The organism is Streptomyces sp. NPDC042371, assembly GCF_056437465.1.
Genome location: NZ_JBWKAP010000006.1, coordinates 179,734 through 199,909, shown reverse-complemented (window position 1 = coordinate 199,909; position 20,176 = coordinate 179,734). Strand labels below are relative to the sequence as shown.

The 20,176-nt window shown below is 71.8% G+C and carries 20 protein-coding genes; 14 read left to right on the top strand and 6 right to left on the bottom strand.

What is annotated here, in order from left to right; translation table 11 throughout:
• Positions 1–12 precede the first annotated feature (12 nt).
• The 3 genes from AC068B_RS19950 to AC068B_RS19940 all read left to right on the top strand — a co-directional run bounded on the left by AC068B_RS19950 (position 13) and on the right by AC068B_RS19940 (position 4,184).
• The gene (locus AC068B_RS19950) at positions 13–837 is read left to right on the top strand and encodes an MOSC domain-containing protein (RefSeq protein WP_478672924.1); all 825 of its coding nucleotides are present in this window, start codon (positions 13–15) and stop codon (positions 835–837) included.
• 169 nt (positions 838–1,006) lie between these two features.
• Positions 1,007–1,612 carry an Rv1733c family protein gene (locus AC068B_RS19945; protein WP_478672922.1) on the top strand — a complete coding sequence of 202 codons (606 nt, stop codon included), beginning with the start codon at positions 1,007–1,009 and terminating at the stop codon, positions 1,610–1,612.
• Between the two features lie 157 nt (positions 1,613–1,769).
• Entirely contained in the window at positions 1,770–4,184 is a 2,415-nt protein-coding gene (locus AC068B_RS19940; protein ID WP_478672921.1) for a right-handed parallel beta-helix repeat-containing protein, read from the top strand.
• On the opposite strand, the gene AC068B_RS19935 is transcribed toward AC068B_RS19940, so the two are convergent.
• Positions 4,144–6,513 (bottom strand): hypothetical protein, encoded by a 2,370-nt coding sequence (locus tag AC068B_RS19935; RefSeq protein ID WP_478672920.1) that lies wholly within the window; start codon positions 6,511–6,513, stop codon positions 4,144–4,146. The two genes, AC068B_RS19940 and AC068B_RS19935, sit on opposite strands and share 41 nt — an antisense overlap.
• Positions 6,514–6,730: 217 nt before the next feature.
• Here AC068B_RS19935 and AC068B_RS19930 point away from each other — a divergent pair, with 217 nt between their 5' ends.
• Together AC068B_RS19930 and AC068B_RS19925 are read left to right on the top strand one after the other, a co-directional pair.
• Positions 6,731–7,627, top strand: coding sequence for a DeoR/GlpR family DNA-binding transcription regulator (locus AC068B_RS19930; protein WP_356253829.1), 897 nt, complete (start codon positions 6,731–6,733; stop codon positions 7,625–7,627).
• 64 nt (positions 7,628–7,691) lie between these two features.
• On the top strand, positions 7,692–8,177 hold the full coding sequence (locus AC068B_RS19925; protein WP_478672918.1) for an SRPBCC family protein: 486 nt from the start codon (positions 7,692–7,694) through the stop codon (positions 8,175–8,177).
• A gap of 42 nt (positions 8,178–8,219) precedes the next feature.
• Here the strand turns inward: AC068B_RS19925 and cds1 are convergent, their stop codons facing one another.
• On the bottom strand, positions 8,220–9,317 hold the full coding sequence (gene cds1 / locus AC068B_RS19920) for an L-cysteine desulfhydrase Cds1 (RefSeq protein ID WP_478673283.1): 1,098 nt from the start codon (positions 9,315–9,317) through the stop codon (positions 8,220–8,222).
• A gap of 333 nt (positions 9,318–9,650) precedes the next feature.
• On the opposite strand from cds1, the gene AC068B_RS19915 reads away from it, so the two are divergent.
• Both AC068B_RS19915 and AC068B_RS19910 read left to right on the top strand, forming a co-directional pair.
• Positions 9,651–9,983 carry a hypothetical protein gene (locus tag AC068B_RS19915; RefSeq protein WP_478672917.1) on the top strand — a complete coding sequence of 111 codons (333 nt, stop codon included), beginning with the start codon at positions 9,651–9,653 and terminating at the stop codon, positions 9,981–9,983.
• 194 nt (positions 9,984–10,177) lie between these two features.
• Positions 10,178–10,651, top strand: coding sequence for an ATP-binding protein (locus tag AC068B_RS19910; RefSeq protein WP_478672916.1), 474 nt, complete (start codon positions 10,178–10,180; stop codon positions 10,649–10,651).
• Between the two features lie 92 nt (positions 10,652–10,743).
• On the opposite strand, the gene AC068B_RS19905 is transcribed toward AC068B_RS19910, so the two are convergent.
• From AC068B_RS19905 to AC068B_RS19895, 3 genes are read right to left on the bottom strand one after another with little or no spacing between them, the layout of a single operon-like run.
• On the bottom strand, positions 10,744–13,305 hold the full coding sequence (locus AC068B_RS19905) for an ABC transporter permease (protein WP_478673282.1): 2,562 nt from the start codon (positions 13,303–13,305) through the stop codon (positions 10,744–10,746).
• A gap of 23 nt (positions 13,306–13,328) precedes the next feature.
• On the bottom strand, positions 13,329–14,201 hold the full coding sequence (locus AC068B_RS19900) for an ABC transporter ATP-binding protein (RefSeq protein ID WP_478672915.1): 873 nt from the start codon (positions 14,199–14,201) through the stop codon (positions 13,329–13,331).
• Complete coding sequence (locus AC068B_RS19895) at positions 14,198–14,509, bottom strand: SHOCT domain-containing protein (protein WP_468561497.1); 312 nt, start codon at positions 14,507–14,509, stop codon at positions 14,198–14,200. Before AC068B_RS19895 ends, AC068B_RS19900 begins: the two co-directional genes overlap by 4 nt.
• Before the next feature lie 184 nt (positions 14,510–14,693).
• Between AC068B_RS19895 and AC068B_RS19890 the strand changes: the two genes are divergently transcribed.
• The 6 genes from AC068B_RS19890 (at position 14,694) to AC068B_RS19865 (ending at position 19,219) form a co-directional block, all read left to right on the top strand.
• The gene (locus tag AC068B_RS19890; RefSeq protein ID WP_478672913.1) at positions 14,694–15,293 is read left to right on the top strand and encodes a TetR/AcrR family transcriptional regulator; all 600 of its coding nucleotides are present in this window, start codon (positions 14,694–14,696) and stop codon (positions 15,291–15,293) included.
• 11 nt (positions 15,294–15,304) lie between these two features.
• A complete protein-coding gene (locus AC068B_RS19885; protein WP_478672912.1) occupies positions 15,305–15,700 on the top strand; it encodes a (R)-mandelonitrile lyase in 396 nt (131 codons plus the stop codon).
• A 23-nt stretch (positions 15,701–15,723) separates the two neighbouring features.
• Positions 15,724–16,308, top strand: coding sequence for a DUF4865 family protein (locus tag AC068B_RS19880; protein ID WP_478672911.1), 585 nt, complete (start codon positions 15,724–15,726; stop codon positions 16,306–16,308).
• Between the two features lie 17 nt (positions 16,309–16,325).
• A complete protein-coding gene (locus AC068B_RS19875) occupies positions 16,326–17,258 on the top strand; it encodes a phosphotriesterase family protein (protein ID WP_478672909.1) in 933 nt (310 codons plus the stop codon).
• A gap of 27 nt (positions 17,259–17,285) precedes the next feature.
• Positions 17,286–17,888, top strand: coding sequence for a TetR/AcrR family transcriptional regulator (locus tag AC068B_RS19870; protein ID WP_478672908.1), 603 nt, complete (start codon positions 17,286–17,288; stop codon positions 17,886–17,888).
• 122 nt (positions 17,889–18,010) lie between these two features.
• The gene (locus AC068B_RS19865; protein ID WP_478672907.1) at positions 18,011–19,219 is read left to right on the top strand and encodes an MFS transporter; all 1,209 of its coding nucleotides are present in this window, start codon (positions 18,011–18,013) and stop codon (positions 19,217–19,219) included.
• A gap of 71 nt (positions 19,220–19,290) precedes the next feature.
• Here AC068B_RS19865 and AC068B_RS19860 read toward each other — a convergent pair whose 3' ends face one another.
• Complete coding sequence (locus AC068B_RS19860; protein WP_478672906.1) at positions 19,291–19,770, bottom strand: hypothetical protein; 480 nt, start codon at positions 19,768–19,770, stop codon at positions 19,291–19,293.
• A gap of 91 nt (positions 19,771–19,861) precedes the next feature.
• Between AC068B_RS19860 and AC068B_RS19855 the strand changes: the two genes are divergently transcribed.
• Positions 19,862–20,110, top strand: a complete 249-nt coding sequence (locus tag AC068B_RS19855) for a GNAT family N-acetyltransferase (protein ID WP_478672905.1) — start codon at positions 19,862–19,864, stop codon at positions 20,108–20,110.
• Positions 20,111–20,176 lie beyond the last annotated feature (66 nt).

The following is a 20,176-nucleotide window of genomic DNA, read 5'->3' as shown; positions in this document are numbered from 1 at the left end:
CAGGATGGCCGCATGCCGTACCCAGCACTGAGGTCCATCCACGTTCACCCGCTCAAGGCGGCCAGGGGGCACGCTCCGCGTGAGGCCGTCGTCGAGCCCTGGGGGCCCGCGGGTGACCGTCGATGGATGCTGGTCGACGGCGACGGACGGTTCGTGTCGCAACGACCGCATCCGCGCATGGCGTTGGTCGCCGCCGAGCCACAGCCCGGCGGCGGCATCCGTGTGTCCGCGCCCGGCCGCGAGGCCCTCACCGTCGGCGTGCCCGAGCCCGGCAGGACCGTGCCGGTGGAGATCTGGCGCGACAAGATCGAGGCGGTGCCCGCCGAGGACGCGGCGCACGCCTGGTTCAGCGCCCACCTGGACACGGACGTCCGGCTCGTCCACCTCGACGACCCGGCGACCCGCCGCCCCGTGGACCCGGCGTACGGCAGGGCCGGGGAGACGGTCGGCTTCGCGGACGGCTTTCCGCTGCTGCTCACCGCCCTCTCCTCACTCGACGCGCTCAACTCCCTCATCGCCCAGGGCGACCACTCCGACGAGGGCCCGCTGCCCATGAACCGCTTCCGGCCCAATGTCGTCGTGGCGGGCACCCCGCCCTGGGCCGAGGACGACTGGCGGCGCGTCGCCATCGGCGACGCCACCTTCCGCGTCGTCAAGAAGTGCGGGCGCTGCGTCGTGACGACCACCGACCAGCACACCGCGGAGCGCGGCAAGGAGCCCCTGCGGACACTGGCCCGGCACCGCCGCTTCGGCGACCAACTCGTCTTCGGGCAGAATCTGGTGCCTGAATCCACCGGAAAGATCCGCGTCGGTGACGCGTTCACGATCCTCGAATGACCGCTGCCCGAATGGGAACTCGACGCCGGGGCACGGACGTTGGGATCGTGGGCATGAAGCGCAGCGGAGGGAGGCGGCTGCAGAGAGTGATTTCGCTCTCTCTTCTCGCCACTCGCACGTAGGCCGTGCCGTTTCCGGTTAGGACGGACGCGGAAGGGGGTGCAGGGCAGTGCGAGCAATCGTCGGCCTGTGGCGGTGGCGGCGCAATCCGCTGCGCCGTGGCACCGACCTGGTCGAGGCCTGGCTGGCCCTGGCCGCCCTGCTGCTGATCATCGTCGGCGTCCCGGTCGTCGGAGCGTTCACCGCGAGCCTGTCGCGGGACGCCCTCCTCGCCTCGGTGCACCAGCAGCACGAGGACCGCCACGCGATCACCGGCACCGTCCTGCGCAAGGTCGGCTCGTCCCCGATCGACCCCGACCCCGAGACCTCATCGGCACGCGACGCGCACAGCCGCGTCCTGGCCCGCTGGCAGGCCCCGGACCACACCGATCACTACGGCGTGGTGCTGTCCGACCTCAAATCCCCCGACCCCGGCGACCACTTCAGGCTCTGGACGGACGAGCACGGCCGCGTCGTCGGCCGCCCGCTGGACGGCGCCACGGCGACGACCCACGCGGTGCTTGCCGGATTCGGCGCCGCCACGGCGAGCGCGGGGCTCATCGAGGGCACCCGCAGGCTGATCCTCTGGCGCATGGTGCGCGCGCGTCACGCACGGCTTGACCGGGCGTGGGAGAAGGCCGGACCCGACTGGGGGCGGACCGGCACCGGCTCCTGACGGACCCACCCCGGCGATCGGGTCAACTCCGCCTGCTCGCGCGCGCTACGGTGGACCGGCCGAACTCCTCGGCTCCTTGCGCAGTGCCACGACATGCAGTGACACACCACAACGCCGCAAGGTCCCGCGTACGACAAGGTGGGGGCAGAGCAACTCCATGGCACAGGGCACGGTCCAGGTGACGCACACCGGCACGTCGCGGTGGCGGCGCCGCACCGGCGAGTACGCATCGCTCGCCGCTGCCTTGGAGGCCGCGAGCGACGGGGACGTACTGACCGTCGCCGCCGGCACGTACCGCGAGAACCTCGTCGTCCAGCGCGCGGTGACGCTGCGCGGCCCCGAGAGCTCCCCCGGCTCGGTGCGCATCGCGCCGTCCGACGGGGTGCCGCTGACCGTCCGCGCCTCCGCGGTCATACAGGACCTGCACGTCGAGGGCCAGGACTCGTCCGCGCCCGCGCTGCTCGTCGAGGAGGGGGCACCGGAGCTCATCGGCATCCGGGTGGTCACCCGGTCCGCGGCCGGGCTCGAAGTGCGCGGCGGGGCGCGTCCGACGGTGCGCCGCTGCACCGTCGACAACCCCGGCGGCATCGGCATCGCGGTGCTCGACGGCGGCGGCGGTGTCTTCGAGGAGTGCGAGATCGTCGCGGCGGGCCAGTCCGGCGTCGCGGTGCGCGGGGGCGCCCACCCCCGTCTGGAGCGGTGCCGGGTGCACCACGCCTCGGGCGCGGGCCTCTCGGTGACCGGGGAGCACACGGGTCTTGAGGCGATCGGCTGCGAGGTGTACGAGGTCAAGGGCTCGGGCGTGCAGGTCACCGGGCGGGCCGCGGCGCACCTGACCGACTGCGACGTGCACCGCACCACCTCCGACGGCATCACGCTCGACACGGACGCCGTGCTCACTTTGGCCGACTGCCGCATCCACGACATCCCGGAGAACGCGATCGATCTGCGCTCGCGCTCCGTGCTCACCCTCACCCGGTCCACGGTGAGCCGGTTCGGGCGCAACGGCCTGTCGGTCTGGGACCCGGGCACACGCGTAGACGCCAACCAGTGCGAGATCCACGACAGCACCGGCGACTATCCGGCGGTCTGGGTCAGCGACGGCGCGACGGCCGTCCTGGAGTCGTGCCGGGTGCACGACGTGCCGGACGCGCTGTTCGTCCTGGACCGCGGCTCGCGCACCGACGTCGTCGACAGCGACCTCTCCCAAGTGCGCAACACCGCGGTGTCGGTGAGCGACGGTGCGACCGCGCAGCTCGACGACTGCCGCATCCGCGAGGCCGCGACGGGCGCCTGGTTCCGCGATCACGGCAGCGGCGGCACCCTCGCCAACTGCACGGTCGACAACGTCCAGACGGGTGTGATCGTCACCAAGGGCGCGGACCCGACCATCGAGCGCTGCACGGTCACGGCACCCGCCGAGGCCGGTTTCTATGTGTCGGCGGGCGGCCGCGGCAGCTTCCACGGCTGCCGGGTCAGCGACAGCGGCGGCTATGGCTTCCACGTCATAGACGGCTGTCGTACGACGCTGAAGAAGTGCCGCACCGAGCGGTGCGCGCGCGGCGGCTTCGAGTTCGCGGAGGAGGGCCCGCTCGTCGAGGACTGCGCGAGCGACGAGAGCGGCGGCCTGCGCTCCCCCGGGGCACCGGCACAGTCGGCACCCACCGTGCAGACGGCCACCCAGACCGTGGGCCTGCTCGGCGCCCTGCCCGCCCAGCAGACCCAGCAGCCGACGGCGCCCCCCGCCGAGGAGAAGAGCTCCCGGGCCTCCACGGAGGTCCTCGGTGAACTCGACGCCCTGGTCGGCCTGGACAGCGTCAAGCGCGAGGTGCGCGCCCTCACCGACATGATCGAGGTGGGCCGCCGCAGGCAGCAGGCCGGTCTCAAGGCCGCCTCCGTCCGCCGTCACCTGGTCTTCACCGGCTCCCCCGGCACCGGCAAGACGACGGTCGCCCGTCTCTACGGAGAGATCCTCGCCTCGCTGGGTGTCCTGGAGAGCGGCCACCTCGTCGAGGTGTCCCGCGTCGACCTGGTCGGCGAGCACATCGGCTCGACGGCGATCCGCACCCAGGAGGCCTTCGACCGGGCGCGCGGCGGCGTGCTGTTCATCGACGAGGCGTACGCGCTCTCGCCCGAGGACTCCGGGCGCGACTTCGGCCGCGAGGCCATCGACACGCTGGTGAAGCTGATGGAGGACCATCGCGAGGCCGTCGTGGTGATCGTCGCGGGATACACCGCGGAGATGAAGCGGTTCCTCTCCGTGAACCCCGGAGTGGCGTCCCGCTTCTCACGGACCATCACCTTCAGCGACTACGCGCCCGAGGAGCTGCTGCGGATCGTGGAGCAACAGGCCGACGAGCACGAGTACCGCCTGGGCACGGGCACGTCCGAGGCGCTGCTCAAGTACTTCACGGTGCTCCCCAAGGGTCCCGCGTTCGGCAACGGCCGTACCGCGCGTCAGACCTTCGAGGCGATGGTGGAGCGGCACGCGGGCCGGGTCGCCCAGTTCGGCGAGCCGAGCACGGACGACCTCACGCTGCTGTATCCGGAGGATCTGCCGGAGCCGGTGTGACGTCTTCCGCCGCGGCGGACGCCGGGGCCTTTGCCGGGAACGCCGAGGGCCTCGGCGCCGGTACGTCCGGCTTGAGGCGGGCCAGGAGCCGCGCCCGTTCCTCCGCGAACGCGGGGTCCGCCTGGTAGTCGCCGTGGCCGAGGATCGGTGCGGGCAGCGGGTGTTCCTCGGTGCGGCCGTAGGCGAGGGGGTCCTTGAGGGCGGCGCGGTCGACCTGCGGGCCGCAGTCGCCGTGCAGCTGGATGGGGCCGCCGATCGGGTCGGTGGTGCGGTACAGGTTGCGCCAGCAGTCGACCTCGCGGTGCAGGGAGGTCAGGGCCGCCGGGCCGAAGTGGGCCGGGAACCACCTGCCGTACAGCCGCTCCAGGGGCGAGCCGTAGGTGAGCAGGGCGACGCGCCTGCGGACCGAAGGACGCAGCTGCCAGGCGGCGGCCGCCGCGAGGACACTGCCCTGGGAGTGTCCGGAGAGGACGAGCCGACCGCCGGTGGCGCTGGTGGCCCGCGTCCAACTGGCCATCCGCCAGGTCAGGTCGGGCACCGCGCGCTCGGCGTAGCAGGGCGGGGCGAAGGGGTGGGCGGCGCGCGGCCAGAAGGTGCCGACGTCCCAGAGGATGCCGATGGTGCGGCGGGCCGAGGGGTCCTTGTAGGCGCGGCGGCCCCAGGTGACGAAGAGTATGAAGCCGAAGCCGATCAGCCAGGAGCCGAGCGCCTGGGAGGTCTGCGCCGCTCCCTCCAGGACGTCGGGCATGCCGTCCGCGGCCTGCCCCGGCACCTCGTTCGACATCCATGCGCCCGTGAGCGCGGCGGCGCCGAGGAGCAGTGTCACGGTCGAGATGATGCCGACGAGCAGGGGCGCGCGGTCGGTGAGGGCGGCACGCGCGCGGGTGCCCGCGATGCGGCGGGTGCGGGTGGAGTCCTTGCGCTCGTCGGGATAGTCCACCGCCATCCGCGCCATCTCCCTGCGCTTGCGCTGGACCGTGCGGAAGCCGAACCAGCCGCACAGCACCGCGACGACCACGAGGAGCGGCGGGATTACCGAGGCCTGCCAGGTGAGCACCAGGGCGGGCCCGTCGATCGAGCCCTGGGTGCCGTCCAGCCAGTCCGAGACGCGCTGCGCCCCGCCGCCGGTCATGACGCCGCCGAGGGCGCAGGACAGCATGGCGACGGCGGGACCGCCGAAGCCGCGGATGGCGGTGCGGGTGTCGGGAGAGGTTCGGTAGAGCAGGTGGGCGATCACCGCGAGGCAGAGGATCAGGAGGCCCTGGACGAGCGCGATGCCGCCGAACGTCGCGTCGCCCGGCAGCCTGCCCTCTGAGCGCCAGCCGGGGCGCGACCAGCCCGCGTACAGCAGGACGAGGGCGAGCAGGACGAGCGCGCCCAGCGGCAGCCAGCGGACCAGCGTCTTGTCCAGCGCCTTGTCCAGCCTGTTCTCCGAACGCCCCCTGCGGCAGACCACCCACACCACGACTGCCCCGCCCAGCACGAGCGTCGCGTCGAGTGCCCAGCCGATCAAGTCGAGCGGTCCTGGGCCGCTGGGACGCCGGTCGTACCGCGCCGCCGAGGTGCCGACGGCCGCGGCGACGGTGAGCAGGCCCGCCGCCGTGTGGGCGGCGCGCAGCCGGGCCACCAGCCTGCGTCCGTACCAGAACCCGGGCCTGCCGAGTGCGGTGCGGCTGGTCTCCTCCTCCGGATCGGGCTGCTGGGGCAGCGGCTGCTGGGATTCGTACGCGCTCCACGTTCGGTGGGACAGGTACCAGAGGAGGCCGGTCAGGGCGACGGGCAGGAGCGCGGCGAGGGCGAGGCGGCGGCCGGGCTGGGACCACCAGCCGCCGTTGCCGGAGCCGTCGGTGGCGAGGAAGCCGAGCCAGGCGCGGTCGCCTGCGCACTCGGGGGTGCCCGCGCACTGCCAGGCGGTGAGGTCGAGCGCGATCTCGCAGGCGGCGGCGACGAGCAGCACGGTGAGGGTGAGCCCGACGAGCCGCACCAGCAGGCCGTACGTACGCACGAGTCGTTTGCGGTGGCGGGAGGTGGGCCGCATCCAGTGGGCGAGGTTGACCACCATGAAGGGCAGCAGCAGGAGCCACAGGGCCCGGGAGCCGTTGCCGGAGGTCAGATTGCACCAGACGTACGCCTCGGGCACCGGTTTGCCGCGGTAGTCGTCGGGGCGCCGCTCCGCGTCGGCGTCCTCGGTGCGGCGGAACACCGCCGCCGTGTCGTCGCCGGAGACCCGCACGGTGCGCGGGTCGCCCAGCATCTCTTCCGGTGTGGTCCCCCCGACTCCGTGGACCAGGAGTTCGAGGGCCGTCTCGTCCTGCTTGGCACGCTCCACTGTTCCGCTTCCCCCGAGATGCGCCTGGTGAGGGGACAAGGATCTCGACTCGGGGCCCCCTGCGCACCCCTCGTCACGCAATCTCCCCCTCCTGATTGTTCCCAGCCGCGGGCGGCTCACCCGGTCGGTGGCACGGCTGTCGGTGGCCCGTGCGAGGATGAGGCAGCGCGCCGGGCGGGCGCGCCGGGCATGACGGGGCAGAAGGGCCGGACCGGGCGTGAGCGACAATCAGAACCTCCTGGCCGAGCAGCGCCGCGCCCTGATCCTGGACGAGGTGCGCCGCCGCGGCGGCGTCCGGGTCAACGAACTCACCCGCAAGCTCGGGGTGTCCGACATGACGGTCCGCCGCGATCTCGACGCGCTGGCCCGCCAGGGCGTGCTGGAGAAGGTGCACGGCGGCGCGGTCCCGGTGATGGAGGCGAGCACGCACGAGCCGGGGTTCGAGGCCAAGTCGGGCCTGGAGCTGACGGCCAAGGAGGACATCGCGCGGACCGCGGCGTCCCTGGTGGCCCCCGGCACGGCGATCGCCCTGTCCGGTGGTACGACGACGTATGCGCTGGCACACCACCTCCTGGACGTGCCGGACCTGACGGTGGTGACGAACTCGGTGCGGGTTGCGGACGTCTTCCACTCCGCGCAGCGCACCTCGGGTCAGCGGCAGGGCGCGGCGACGGTGGTGCTGACCGGCGGCGTGCGGACCCCGTCGGACTCGCTGGTCGGTCCCGTCGCGGACCAGGCGATCAGGGCGCTCCACTTCGACGTGCTCTTCCTCGGTGTGCACGGCATATCGCTGGAGGCCGGTCTTTCGACGCCGAACCTGGCCGAGGCGGAGACCAATCGGCGCCTGGTGCAGTCGGCGCGGCGCGTGGTGGTCGTCGCGGACCACACCAAGTGGGGGACGGTGGGCCTGAGTTCGTTCGCCTCGCTCTCGCAGGTCGACACGCTGGTGACGGACGGGGGGCTTGCGGCGGAGGCGCGTGTGGAGATCTCCGAGCATGTGAACCGGATCGTGGTGACGGGCGAGCTCGCGACGCCCCATGAGGGCGACGGCGTGGCGGCTGCTGACGACGACGCCGTGGACGTCGACGACTCCGGTGCCCGCGCAGACATCTGACGGACCGCCAGCTATGGTGACGGTGCCCGGTCAACCGTCCCGTTCCGCTGGGGGGCAGCGTTCAATGGCACGCCGACTGAGCCCTGTTGGGCTCGACTTCGTTCAGACCGCTCCGGTGCGTCTGGTCTTCGCCCGTGAGATCGGCTCACCTCCCGATGCGGTGTACCGCGCCCTGGCCGACGACGTGACCGGCTGGCCCCAGTGGTTCACCGCGGTGACCCTGTGCCGGCCGACCGGGGGCGGCGCGGGCCGCGAGGTCCGGCTCAAGGGCGGCACGCGCTTCCAGGAGTCGGTCCTGGCGGCCGAGGGCCCTGAGCGGTACGCCTACCGCATCGACGAGACGAACGCGCCCGGCCTGCGTGCCCTCGTCGAGGAGTGGCGGCTCTCCCCGGGCAGCGGCGGCACCGGCACCCGTGTCCAGTGGACGTTCGCCGTGGACGGCCCCGCCCCGCTGCGCGTCGCCCTGAAGCTCGGCCGCGCGGGCCTCGGCCGGGCGTTCCGGGACGCCGTCACGACCTTGGACAAGCGGCTCGCCTCGGCCAAGGCGTAGCCACTTCCACCAGCCGGGGAGGCACAGCCGCGCCCGAGCCGGTTACTCGGGCCACGCCCCCGTGGCCAGCAGGGTGTCGATCGCCTGCGCGTAGGGCGCGATGTCCAGGCCCTGTTCGGCCAGCCACGCGTCCGAGTAGTACTTGTCCAGATAACGGTCACCGGGGTCGCAGAGCAGCGTGACGACGCTGCCCGTGCGCCCCGCGGCCACCATCTCGGCGACGATCCGCAGCGCGCTCCACAGGCCCGTGCCGGTCGAGCCGCCCGCCTTGCGGCCGATGGCCTGCTCCAGGGCGCGTACGGCGGCCACGGACGCCGCGTCCGGCACCTTCATCATGCGGTCGATGGCGCCGGGCACGAAGCTCGGCTCCATGCGGGGCCTGCCGATGCCCTCGATGCGGGAGCCGCAGTCGCTCGACGCGTCCGGGTCGTTCTTCGTCCATCCGTCGAAGAAACAGGAGTTCTCCGGGTCGGCGACGCAGAGGCGGGTGTCGTGCTGCATGTAGTGGACGTAGCGCGCGATGGTCGCCGAGGTGCCGCCGGTGCCCGCCGTGGCGACGATCCAGGTGGGTTCGGGGTAGCGCTCCAGCCGCAGCTGCTGGTAGATCGACTCGGCGATGTTGTTGTTGCCCCGCCAGTCGGTGGCGCGCTCCGCGTAGGTGAACTGGTCCATGTAGTGCCCGCCCGTCTGGACGGCGAGGGCAGCGGACTCCGCGTACATCGTGCGCGAGTCGTCCACGAAGTGGCACCGGCCCCCGTGGAACTCGATGAGGCGGATCTTCTCCGCGCTGGTCGTGCGGGGCATCACCGCGATGAAGGGCACCCCGATCAGCTTCGCGAAGTACGCCTCGGAGACGGCCGTGGACCCGCTGGACGCCTCGATGACCGGACGGTCTGGCCTGATCCAGCCGTTGCACAGGCCGTAGAGGAACAGTGAGCGGGCGAGGCGGTGCTTGAGGCTGCCGGTCGGGTGGGTCGACTCGTCCTTGAGGTACAGGTCGATGCCCCAGTGCTCGGGCAGCGGGAAGCGCAGCAGGTGTGTGTCGGCCGAGCGGTTGGCGTCGGCCTGGACCTTGCGGACGGCCTCTTTGAGCCATGCCCGGTACGTTTCGTCGCTGTGGTCGACGTCGAGCGTCGGCATGGGCTCGTCGGCTCGAAACTGCTGTGGGGTGCTCACGGCGGGGCTCCTTCGCGTCGTGCCGGACGCGATTTCGACGCGGCCGTACACCTCGATCTTAAACACCCCCAACACCGGCCTCACCTGCATAAACACACCTTTGAGACCCTCAAAGGAGCAGCTGTCACAGCCTTGGGGAAAGCTTGACGGCGCGCCGTCGCGGGCGTCACAAAAGCCCCTGGCCGACGTCTCCATGCGTACTGGTGCTCGACGCCTGGGACGTGCAGACTTCACCGCACGGGGCAGCTGTCTCATCCCGGAGCGGTTCACCCACAACGCACTAGGGGGCGGAGTGCCATGGCGGAGCCGGAGTTCACGGCCACGGGTGTGCGGATCGGGCGGCGCTTGCGCTCCCTCACCCGGGCCGGCGAGGTCCGCATCACCGACGGCAGGCTGGAGTTGCTGACCAGCTACGGCACGGAGATCGACAGTGCCCCGGTGCAGGCGGTGCGCACGGGCAAGCCGTGGTTCGCATCGGACGACCGGGCTCTCGCCGAGGTGAACGGCACCCGCTATCGGCTCACGCTCGGCGAGCACGAACCACGCCCCGGGGAAGCCGGTCCGCCGACGGTGCGCAGGTTCATCGAGGCGGTGCGCAGCGCCACGGAGCACCGCCTTCCCAGTAGCTGACAGGGCCGCTCGACGCGACGCGCGAGTTGCATGCCCGCACCCCCTGAGTCACTCTGGTCTCACATCACTCTGGGTTTACCGGCGATGACGCTGCGAACCAGCCCCGCCGGCCGCACAGCAGGCGGCAGACCCCGCGGCCCCTGCTGGATCCGATCGTCGCCTTCTTCCGGACCTCAATTCGGGGAGTCGCAGCCGTGATCAGCCAGCCAAGCAGGCATTGCACGGTAGAGCTGCAAGCCCTGCCGTCGCGGATCGGCCAGGTCCGCAGAATCGTATCTGCGCAGTTGCGCTACTGGCATCTCGATCCATTGATAGACCAGGCAGCCCTCGGTGTGACGGAACTTCTTACCAACGTCCACCGGCATGCCGAGCCGGACAAGATGTGCACCGTGGAGATCGAGCTGCTGCTCGACCGCCTCACGGTCTCCGTCCACGACCACGATCCACGCCTCCCCCAGCTTCATGACGCGGAGCCCTTCGCCACCTGTGGCAGGGGGCTCGCGATGGTCGCGGCGGTGAGCGAGAGCTGGGGCGTGCGCCCGCAGGGCGACGCGGGAAAAGTCGTGTGGTTCACGCTCCCCGCACCCTCCCCCACGGTGGCCATGTCCTCGTATCCCGTATACGGGGCGGCAGAGAAGACTCCCGCCCGGTCGGCCGTTGTCGGCTGACCGGGCGGTGATCGTCCGTTCCGGGTGCGCTCCCCTGCGTGCAAGTCCCTTCGTGTACGCGGGCGGGGAGGGCGTCGCCCGGCGCCCGGGCGTCACTCGGTGGCGATGGCCCGCAGCACATCGAGGCGCGCCGCCCGCCGAGCCGGACGCAGGCCCGCCAAGGCGCCCGCCGCCAGCCCGACCAGGGCGACCACCACCAGCTGCACCGGTGGCACGGCGAACGCGAAGGCGCTCTCGGTCGTACTGTCCGACGCCTTGACGAGCACCCAGCCGAGGAAGCCGCCCAGCACGAGCCCGCCCGCCGTGCCGAAGGCGGCGACGAGCACCGACTCCCAGCGGACCATGGCGCGCAGTTGGGCCCTGGTCTGGCCGACCGCGCGCAACAGGCCCAGCTCACGGGTGCGTTCGTGGATCGCGAGGGTCAGCGTGTTGGCGATGCCGAGCAGGGCGATGAGCACCGCGAGGGCGAGCAGGGCGTAGACGAGGGTGAGCATCATGTCGATGCCGCTCGCGGAGGCCTCCGCGTACTCGGAGCGGGTCTGCACATCCGGATTGCCGTAGCCCTTCGCCGTCGCGGCGACCGCGGCCTTGCCTTCGGCCGGGCTCACCCCGTCCTTGAACGTGACGGAGACGACGCTGTCGGAGTCCTGCATGCGGTGCGGCGCCCAGGCCTCGCGGCTGATGACGTAGTCACCGGCGAGCTCCGACCTGCCGAAGACGGCACGGACCGTGAAGGTCTCCTTCTTGCCGTCGGCGAAGGCAAGACCGGCCCGGGAGCCGACCTTCAGGTCCTGCTTGTCCGCCTCCGACCTGGTGATCGCGATGCCGCGGTCGCCGAGCGCTCCCAGCGATCCGTCGACATCGCCGAGGTCGAAGGAGTTCGCGAAGGGCCCCGGGTCGGTGACGGTCAGGACGCGGCCCTCACCGTTGACCTCCGCGGCGCCCTTGCCGAGGCCGACGGCGGTCTCGACCTCGGGCTGCTTCGCGAGCGCGGGGGCCAGCTTCGGGCTCAGCCCGCTGCCGCCCGCGCCGAAGGCGGGGGTGCTGACCGCGATGTCTCCGGCGAAGGAACGGTTCACGGTCTGGTCCATCGTGGCCTTCAGCGAGGCGCCGAAGACGGTGAAGAGGGAGACGACGGCGACGCCGATCATCAGCGCGCTCGCGGTGGCCGCGGTCCGCCTGGGGCTGCGCAGGGCGTTGCGCCGGGCGAGGCCTCCGGTGACGCCGCGCAGCCGGTCGAGGGGCCCGCCGAGGACGCGTACCGCTCGCGAGGAGGCGACGGGCCCGAGCACCACGAAGGAGACGAGGGCCAGCACCGCCCCCGCGCCCGCCAGCCAGATGGAGGGATCGACCAGGACCCCGGTGAGGGCGAGGCCCACGGCGGCCAGGGCGAGGCCGGTGCCGGCGACGGCACGACGACGCGAGGCGCCGGAGTGGTCGACGGCCGTCTCGCGCAGCGCGGCGAGCGGAGCGGTGCGCCCGGCCCGTACGGCGGGCAGCAGCGCGGAGCCCAGGCAGACCACGACGCCGACGGCGAGCGGCAGCAGCATGGAGAGCACGCTGATCACCAAGTCGCCCTCAGGGAAGGGAAATCCGATGGCCGGGAAGAGCGCCTGCAGTCCTGCCGCGACGCCGATGCCGCCCGCCAGCCCCGCGGCCGACGCGATGACGGCGACGGCGCTCGCCTCGACGAGGGTCGAGACGGTGACCTGTCGGCGCGAGGCGCCGAGCGCGCGAAGGAGCGCGTTCTCGCGGGTGCGCTGGGCGACGACGATGGCGAAGGTGTTGTGGATGCTGAAGGTGGCGACCAGCAGGGCCACTCCGGAGAAGACCAGCAGGAAGCTGGTGAAGACGGTGAGGAACTGGCCGGAGATGTTGTCGGTGTTCTCCGCGGCCGACGCCTCACCGGTGATGGCCTCAACGCCCTTGGGCAGTACGGGAGTCAGCGCGTCGACGAGCCCCTGCTCGCTCACGCCGGGTCCGGCCCGCACCCGGATGGCCGAGGCTTCGCCGGGCTTCGGGGTGAGGTACTTCTCGGCGTCGGCCAGTGTCATGCCGGTGAAGGTGGTCTGCGCCATGCCGTCCTCGCCGCCGAAGGTCGCGAGGCCCACGATCTTCACCTGCACGGGGTCGGGGGCGCGCAGCGTCGTCGTGTCGCCGATCTTCAGGTCGCCGGTCTCCGCGGCGCCGCGGTTGACCACGACCTCGCCGGGCCGGGACGGGGCGCGTCCCTCGGCGAGTTGGTACGCGTTCAGCTCGGTGTCGTCGATCCAGTTGCCCGCGAGGGTGGGCGGGCCCTTGCCGCCGATGGGTTCGCCGTTCTTGCCGAGCAGCTGGCCCGCGCCCTCGATGTCGGGCGCGGCGGCGGCCACTTGCCCGTTCTTCTCGATCGTCTTCACGAGGCCGGTGTCGACCGGCCTGCGGGTGCCCCGGGTGTCGTCGGGGGTGGTGATGGTGTCGGCGCTGCGGACGACGGCGTCGGTGCCGCTCGTGGCGTTGCCGAACATCGTGTCGAAGCTGGCGCGCAGGGTGTCGCCCATGACGAGGGTGCCCGCCAGGAAGGCGACGCCGAGCATGACGGCGAGGAACGTACCGGCGAAACGGCGCCTGTGGCCGCGCAGTGACGACATGCTGAGGCGGACGGAGGCGTTCAGGGAGCCCAGGGGCTTCGGGGAGCTCATGATGACGTCTCCTTCCTGACGGGCCGGGCGCCGGGCGCGTGGGGCGTGGCGGCGGCGTGCGTGGCGGAGTGTGCGTCGGATAGCGCCGCGGATCCCGTCGTGGGCGGTCGCGTGTCGAAGGCCTTCATCCGGTCCAGGACCCGGTCGGCCGTCGGGGACTCCATGCGGTCCACGAGGCGCCCGTCGGCGAGGAAGACGACCTCGTCGGCGTGGGCGGCGGCCACCGGGTCGTGGGTGACCATGACGACGGTGCGGCCCATCTGGTGCACCGCCCTGCCGAGCAGGTTGAGCACCTCTTCGCCGGAGCGCGAGTCGAGGTTGCCGGTCGGTTCGTCGGCGAAGACGACGTCGGGTCGGCCCGCGAACGCCCGTGCCACGGCGACGCGTTGCTGCTGGCCGCCGGAGAGTTCGGCGGGCCGGTGGTGCAGCCGGTCGCGCAGCCCGACGACGTCGATCAGGGCGTCCGCCCATGCACGGTCGCCGCGGACCCCGGCAAGGTCCATGGGCAGGGTGATGTTCTCGGCGACGGTCAGCGTCGGGACCAGGTTGAAGGCCTGGAAGACGAACCCGATGCGGTCGCGCCGCAGCAGGGTCAGGCGCCGGTCGTCCAGCTTCCCCAGCTCGGTGTCGCCGATGAAGGCGGCGCCCGAGGTGAGGGTGTCCAGGCCCGCCGCGCAGTGCATCAGGGTGGACTTGCCGGACCCGGACGGGCCCATGATCGCGGTGAAGCGTCCGGCAGGAAACTCGACGCTCACCCCGTCCAGGGCCCGTACGGCGGTGTCCCCGCTGCCGTAGACCTTCACGGCGTCGGCGACGCGAGCGGCGCCGACGCCCACGGGCCTGGTGACCCGTCCGGTGGCGGTGCTCATGCCGCACCGCCCTTGGAGGTACGGCCGAACTCCTCGTTGAGGACGGTCAGCCGACGCCAGTACTCGTCCTCGTCGATCTCACCGGAGGCGAACCGACGGCCGAGCACCGCGATGGGCGAGTTCTCTTCGACGCCGGTGTGCCCGGTGGGTCCGGCGGCGCCGAGCGCGCCCCGGAACGGGCCGCGGCGGCCGCGCCACACGGTGCGGCGGAGCAGGGTGACGGCGCCGATGACGACGGCCGCCCAGATCAGCGGGAAGAACAGGATCCACGGGCCGGGCCCGCCGTCCCAGTGCGCCAGGGTCTGCATCTGAACTCATCTCCTCCGAAGCGGTTTCTGTACTGCCTCCAAACTCGCCCCGGGGGTGCCCCCGCGTCGTCGTACGGCCAGCGGCACCGTGCGTACCACCGAGGGAGTACGCACGGCGGCCGCCGCTACGCCCGCCTGCTGCCCCAGCTACTGCTCCGACTACTGGATCTCTGTACCTACTAGTATGTACAGTGCCTTCATGAGCACTCCGGAGCGCCTGATCGAGTCCACCCGCGAGCTGCTGTGGGAGCGGGGGTACGTCGGCACGAGCCCCAAGGCCATCCAGCAGCACGCGGGCGCGGGCCAGGGCAGCATGTACCACCACTTCGCAGGGAAGCCCGACCTCGCGCTCGCCGCGATCCGGCGCACCGCCGAGGAGATGCGCGCCACCGCCGAGGCGGTCCTGAGCGGCGAAGGATCGGCGTACGCGCGCATCGAGTCCTATCTGCTGCGCGAACGCGACGTGCTGAAGGGCTGCCCGGTCGGGCGGCTCACGATGGACCCGGACGTCATCGCCAGCGACGAGCTGCGTGCACCCGTCACCGAGACCCTCGACTGGCTGCGCGACCGGATCGCCGGGATCGTCGAAGAGGGGTGCGTCCAGGGCGAATTCGCGGCCGCGTTCGATCCCCGGGACATCGCGTCGGCGGTCGTCGCGACGGTGCAGGGCGGCTATGTCCTGGCCCGGTCGTCGGGGTCGCCCGCCGCGTTCGACACGGCGGTACGCGGCCTGCTCGCCCTGCTCACCGCCGCCCGCACCCCGGACGACACCACCACTCAGTGAGGATGCGTACGTTGCACATCACCCGGAACCGGCCCGACAGCCGCCAGGGACCCGCCGAGCACTTCACCGGCACCGTCTGGCTGGACGAGATCGCCGCGCCCGACGCCCCGTCCCGCCTGCGCATGTTCAGCGTCCACTTCGCCCCCGGCGGCCACACGGCGTGGCACCGCCATCCGCACGGCCAGGTCCTGCACGTGACCGAGGGCGAGGGGTTCGTGCAGCGCGAAGGGGGTCCGGTCGAGCCGATCAGGGCCGGAGACACGGTCTGGATCGAGCCCGGCGAGTCGCACTGGCACGGCGCGGGGCCGCGCACGTTCATGACGCACCTGGCCGTGGTCGAGGCCACGACGGACGGCACCACGGTCGACTGGGGCGACCTGGTCGACGCCTGCACCTACCCCAACTGAGCCTGCTGCCACAGGAGTACGCGATGCACGCGATGCAGTACGAGATCACCCTGCCCGCCGACTACGACATGGGCATCATCCGCCACCGGGTGGAGTCGAAGGGCCACCTGATGGACGAACTTCCCGGCCTCGGCTTCAAGGCGTACCTGATGCGCGAGCGCGGCAAGGACGACTCGCCCGTGAACCAGTACGCACCGTTCTACCTCTGGAACACGGCCGAGGGCATGAACTCCTTCCTCTGGGGACCCGGCTTCCAAGGCCTCGCCGAGGACTTCGGGCGGCCGGTGGTGGAGCACTGGACGGCCCTTGCGTACGAGGAGGGGCCCGCGTCCGGAGCCGTACCGAGGACGGCGATCCGCCGCCGACAGCGCATTCCGGCACCGATGCATCTCCCTGGGACGGCGGTCGAACTCGCCGCGGAGGCCGGGCGTCTAGCGCGGCGGGACGGCGCGGTGAGCGCGCTGACCGCGGTCGATCCGCGGACCTGGGAGGCCGTGCACTTCTCGCTCTGGGAGAGCGAGGCGCCGCAGGGCGTCGGCGACGTCTTCCAGGTGCTGCACGTGTCGGCGCCGGAGCGGGCGAAACTGGGGCGGGGGCGGCAGTGGTGACCGGGGGCGGCACCCGCATGGTCCGGACCGTTCTCGGGGACATCGCCCCGGCGGACCTCGGCGTCTGCGACGCCCACGACCACCTCTTCCTCAGCAGCCCTCAACTCCCGGGCCAGGAGCTGGATTCACCCGCTGCCGCGGCGGGGGAACTGGAGGCGTTCCGCAAGGTGGGCGGACAGAGCGTCGTGCAGTGGACGCCGCACGGGATGGGGCGGCACGCCGGACTGCTGCCGGAGCTTTCGAGGTCGACGGGTGTGCGTCTCGTCGCCGCTACGGGGTTGCACCAAGCGGTCCACTACCAGCAGGAGTTGCTCGACCGACTCCGCATGGACGGCCTCGCGGCCCTCTTCGTCCGTGAACTCACCGAGGGCATCGGCGAGTCCGGCGTACGGGCCGGACTCATCAAAGTCGCGGGCGGCTTCCACGGCCTCGACGCGCACGCACGCTGGACGATGACGGCGGCGGCCGAGGCGCATCACGCGACGGGCGCGCCCATCGCCGTCCACCTGGAGCTAGGCACCGGCGCGCTCGACGTACTCGACCTGCTCTGCGGCGAGTGCGAGGTGCCGCCGCAGAGCGTCATCCTCGGCCATCTGAACCGCTCCCCCGACCTCACAGGCCACCTCCAGGCCGCCGAATCCGGCGCCTATCTGGCCCTCGACGGCCCCTCCCGCACCCATCACGCCACGGACTGGCGCATGCCGGACGCGATGCGCTCCCTGGCCGACGCGGGCTTCGGCGACCGCCTCCTCCTGGGCGGCGACACGACGACGGCGGGAGCGCAGTCGGTGCACGGCGGCCCCGGCATGCCCCACCTGCTGCGACGGGTGCGCCCCCGACTCGGGCTCGCCGTGGGCGAGGAGCTGGTGGAGCAGATCCTGACGGTGAATCCGGGGCGGGCGTTCGGCGTGGACTGGGAACCTGCAGCGCCCCGCCACGTATTGCACTGACCGTTCCAGAACCTGTACGGTTCCGACATGGCCCGACCGAGAAGCTTCGACGAGGAGCGGGCCCTGGACGCGGCGATGCATGCCTTCTGGGCGAACGGCTACGAAGCCACCTCGACCCAGGACCTGTGCGACGCCACCGGCCTGGGCCGCAGCAGCATCTACAACACGTTCACCAGCAAGCACGACCTGTTCCGGCGAGCCCTGACCCGGTACATGGACGGCATGAACGCCGGTCAGCTCACGATCCTCGAAGACGTGGAGCGGTCGGCCACGGAGCGCCTGCGCGCGCTGTTCGACCGGGTCATCGACGGGGAGTTCGAGCAGCGCCGGAACGGCCACAGCATCGGCTGCCTCACCGTCAACACCACGGTCGAGCTCGCCGGGCGCGACCCCGAGGCCGCCAGGATGCTGGAGCGGGACCTCGACACGCGGCTCACCGCGCTGCGCGTCACGATCCGCGCCGGACAGCAGGACGGCGACATCACGTCCCGGCGCGACGCGGACACGCTGGCCCGATACGTCAACGCGGTGATCGGCGGCATGCGGGTCTCCGCGCAGGGCGGCGCCGACCGTGCCACCTTGCAGGCCATCACCGAGACCGCGATGGACGCGCTCGCGACGGACCGGTAGCGGCGCGCGACGCAACACGACCACCTCCCGGCCGCCGACCCTCCTCTTCGACCTTCCGCACCCTCGCACGCCCTTTTTTTGTACTGATCCATCCAAAACTTGCCCGACAGGAGCACCCCACCATGCCCCGCGCCGTATACGTACTGGCCCTCGGCATCTTCGCCATGGTGACCAGCGAATTCGTGGTCGCAGGACTGATGCCGCAGATGGCGGACGGGCTGGACGCCACGATCCCCGAGATCGGCTATCTCATCACCGCCTTCGCCGCCGCGATGGCGCTCGGCGGCCCCTTCCTCACCGTCGCGGTCCTGAAAATGCGTCAGAAGTCGGCCCTGATGCTGCTGTTCGGCATCTTCCTCGCGGGCAACATGCTCGCGGCCCTCGCGCCCGACTACCGCACCATGCTGGTCGCCCGCGTCCTCACCGGCATCGCCTCGCAGGCGTTCTTCGGCGTCTCCATATCCCTGGCCTCCCGCATCACCCGGCCCGAAGTCCGCGGCCGTGCCGTGGCGGTGGCCCTCAACGGTCTGATGCTGGGCACGCTCCTCGGGCTCCCGTTCGCCACGGTCGTCGGTGAACACCTCGGCTGGCGCGCCGCGTTCTGGGCGATCACCGTACTGACCGTGCTCGCCGCGGCGGCCACGTTCGTCGGCGTGCCGAGCGCCGACGGCGAGGGCGAGGAGACCGGCAGCCTCCGACAGGAGCTGGGCGCCTTCCGCAAGCCCCGGCTGTGGCTCACCCTCACCACAAGCACCTTCGTGATCGGCGCGACCTTCTCCGCCTTCAGCTACCTCAACCCGATCCTCACCGAGCTCACGGGCTTCTCCACCGGGACCGTCCCGCTGCTCCTCATCGCGTACGGCGCTGCCACCGTCATCGGGAACACCGTCGTCGGCAGGCTGGCGGACCGCCGCACCATCCCCGTACTCGTCGTCGGTCTGGCGCTGAACCTGACGTTCCTCGTCGGGTTCGCGCTCTTCGCCGAACTGACCGTTCCCGCCGTGGTGTTCATGCTGGGCATCGGCCTGGTCGGCGTCACCATGAACCCCGCGCTGGTGACCCGCGTCCAGCGCGTCGGCAACGCCCGCTCCCTGGTGAACACCGTGCACACGTCCTTCATCACGCTCGGCATCATCATCGCCACGTCCGTCGGCGGCCCCGCCATCGACACGTACGGGCTGCGGGCCCCGCTGTGGATCGGCGCCGGTCTGGCCGTGCTCGGCCTCGCCTCCCTGGTACCTGACGTGCGGCGCCGCCTCCTGGACCCGGCCCCGACCCCGACTGCCACGTCAGTGGAGGAGGCCGCAGACAAGGTCCCGCAGGGGGTGTGAGACCCAAGTCGACAGGATGGCCCCAGGGTTCCGCACGGTGGTTGGGGCGGGGCCGGGACGGTCACCCGACGTCAGGGAGTGGTCTGCTCCACCGTCCGCTCCTCCTGCACGGACAAGCCCGTCACGCCGAGCGCCGCGGTGCCCGCGCCGACGAAGACCACGGCGGCCGCCGCCGCGCCGACGACCGCGAGGCGCAAGCGCGGCGGGCGTCGCCGCCCTCGGCGGTCCCTTCGCGGCTCGGGCTGCTCCCTGATGGATACGGCGGACGGCCGTGCGCCCACCGCGATGTCCCGGCGGGCCGCCACCCACTGCCGGATGTCTCCGGCGTCCAGGCCGCACGCGACGACGAAGGCGACGAGGACGGCCTCGCGGGGCAGGCGGTCGCGGCGGAGCATGGTCGCCGCCGTCGAGTACGGCAGCACCTCGCCCGCCGCGGCCGCCGCACGCTCCAGCTCCCGGTAGCTGAGCCCCGACCAGGCCTTGAGGCGGCGCAGTTCGGCCATGAACGCGGCCTCTCCGGCGGCGGGGGTCGGCACGGGCGGTGACATCATCGGGGTTCCTCCGGTTCCGGCGTGCGTCGCTGACCTGCGCGTACAGGAACTCGCACCAGCTCGAACAGCTCATCCGTGCCCGGTGGAGAGGGTGCCGGACCCATACGGCGACAACAGCCCGATCGGTTACGTCACGAACTTCTACGTCACGCCACCACAACGCGGCAAGGGAGCGGGATCGGCACTCCTCGAAGCGCTCGAACAGCACGCGCGCAGCGCCGACTTCAACACTCTGATCGCCTGGCCCTCAGAGCGCAGCGGTCCGCTCTGGCAGCGGTCCGGCTTCCGGCCCCCGGAAGAACTGTTGGAGCTGCCGCTCGACACCCGGGCTCATGGCTGAAGTCCTTCCTCGCAAAGGCAGTTGAGGTGACGGTCGGACCGAGTGTGGCGTCGTGCTGCAGGTCGG